This window comes from Mycobacterium sp. 1245852.3 (genome assembly GCF_001669335.1).
Lineage (GTDB): Bacteria > Actinomycetota > Actinomycetes > Mycobacteriales > Mycobacteriaceae > Mycobacterium > Mycobacterium europaeum_A.
This window is the reverse complement of the sequence record NZ_LZLL01000130.1, coordinates 1-2,244: the sequence shown is the minus strand read 5'-3', so window position 1 is coordinate 2,244 and position 2,244 is coordinate 1. Positions and strand designations below refer to the sequence as shown.

2 protein-coding genes are annotated in these 2,244 nt (G+C 69.6%); one reads left to right on the top strand and one right to left on the bottom strand.

Translation table 11 applies throughout. The annotated features are described in order from the left end of the window. On the bottom strand, nucleotides 1–352 hold a 352-nt coding region (locus A9W96_RS05815), incomplete at its 3' end, for an Ig-like domain-containing protein (RefSeq protein WP_231999600.1). 344 nt (nucleotides 353–696) lie between these two features. On the opposite strand from A9W96_RS05815, the gene A9W96_RS05810 reads away from it, so the two are divergent. Next, nucleotides 697–2,244 (top strand): ATP-binding cassette domain-containing protein (locus A9W96_RS05810; RefSeq protein ID WP_197499412.1); only part of this gene is annotated, 1,548 nt, incomplete at its 3' end.

Genomic DNA, 2,244 nt, shown 5'->3' with positions numbered 1-2,244 from the left:
CCGCGCCGCCCACCGTCAACGGAATCGTGCTGTGCGCCGGCCAGTATCGATCCGGCACCCACTGCACAACCTTGTTGTCGAGCCATTCGAACTTGCCGGTCATCGCGGGCGTCGACTTGACGTCGACGGCGCGCTCGGCCGCCTGCCGGTCGGCCGGGTTGGTGATGGGCGCTTTGAAGCGCACCTGGATGGGGTGCGCCACGCCGACCACCTCGTCGCGGCCCGGGGAAATCGACGCGATCGCAAACCCATGCGACTCGTTGGCCGCCGCCAGGCTCACCCCGGCCGGCGTCACGACAACACTCGCCGCGGTTCCGATCACCGCAAGAACACACCGAACACCCGTCCGCATGGCTCCAATTCCTTTTAACTGACAGAGTTGTAATAGGGATGATAAATGGGCGTTGACCTGCGGAAGCGTAAGGGCGCGTTGATTTTTGGGCACGCGACGGTCACGGTTTGGGCACGGGAGGTTTAGCGTCGCGGCGCGGTGACCAGGCGCTCGGACAGCCGGCCGCAAAAGCCAGCCCGACGAACCGTCGGCCGCGAATCGTGACCGTGTTGTGACGGCGCGGCCCGGGCACCCGGGCGCCCGTCGCGACGGCGAGGGACCCGTCCAGCAAATGCGAAGCGCGGCCGGCGACCAATATGACCAAACCGCTGGCGCTTGGTGGCGACGGGTCGAATACTGATGGGATGAGTAGGCCCGCACCGCCCGTGCTGACTGTTCAATCTGACTGGTCACGGCGCAGTTTCGCTGCGGGCCACGATCTCATCGTCGGAAGTGACCTCCGTGCCGACATGCGGGTCGCCCATCCGCGGATCGCCCGCGCGCACCTGCTGTTGCGGTTCGACCGGGGCAAATGGCTCGCGATCGACAACGGATCGCCGACCGGGATGTTCGTCAACGGGAGCCGGGTGTCCGTCGTCGACATCCGCGACGGCCAGAGCATCAACGTCGGAAGTCCCGACGGGCCGCGGTTGAGCTTCGTGATCGAACGCCCCGACCGGACCGTGGGTCAGCTGCCGCCGACGGTCGAGGGGATGCAGGCCCTGGCCCGGCCCGGTGCCATGCGGCCCCCTCGCCCGGAGCCGGCGCAGCCCGTCGGCGGCTCGGCTCCCCGCATCGCGCGCCAGCAGCCGGCCCCGCTGCGCCACGGGCCGCCGCCTCCGGCATCGCCGCAGGCCAGCGGCCCGCGCCGGGCCGTCGGCTATCCGAACCAACCGCCGCCTCCCCGCGGTCCCCAACCGCCGCCCGAACGGCCCGCCGGGGTGCCGGCCAAGGGCCAACCGCTGACCGAGATCGGCGCGCAAGCCCTCGAGGCCGCGGAGTTCGACAGCACCAACCTGCGGCGCGCGGTGCAGCGGTCCCGGTCGAGGCTCGCGGCGCCACCCACCGGTGCCGCCGTGATCGGCCGCGCCGAGGACAGCGACATCGTCATCTCGGACGTCCTGGCGTCGCGCCAGCATGCCTATCTGGTGCCGGGCCCGACCGGGATGGAGATCCACGACGCCCACAGCATCAACGGCACGTTCGTCAACGGCACCCGAATCCTGTCGGCGCCGCTGACCGAGGGCGACGTCGTCACCATCGGCAACGTCGACCTGGTGTTCAACGGCGAGATCCTGCTCCGTCGCGCCCAGGCGGCCACCCGCACCGGCGGGCTGGAGGTGCGCGAGGTCGACTTCGAAATCGACAGCAAACGCCTGATCCACAAAGTCTCGCTGACCGCCAGGCCCGGCACGCTGACCGCCCTCATCGGCGGGTCCGGGGCCGGTAAAAGCACGCTGTCGCGGCTGATCGCCGGCGCCACATGTCCCAGCTCGGGCTCAATCACCTTCGAAGGGCACGACATTCACGCCAGCTTCGCGTCGTTGCGCAGCCGGATCGGGATGGTGCCCCAGGACGACGTCGTGCACCGCCAGCTGACCGTGACCCAGGCGCTGAACTATGCCGCCGAGCTGCGCCTGCCGCCCGACACCAGCAAAGAGGACCGCGCGCAGGTGGTCGCGCAGGTGATCGAGGAACTCGGGCTGACCAAGCACGCCGACACGCGGGTCGACAAGCTGTCCGGCGGGCAGCGCAAGCGTGCCTCGGTGGCACTCGAGCTGCTCACCGGGCCGTCGCTGCTGATCCTCGATGAGCCGACCTCCGGCCTGGATCCGGCGCTCGATTTACAGGTCATGACCATGTTGCGGCAGTTGGCCGACGCCGGTCGGGTGGTGCTGGTGGTGACGCACTCG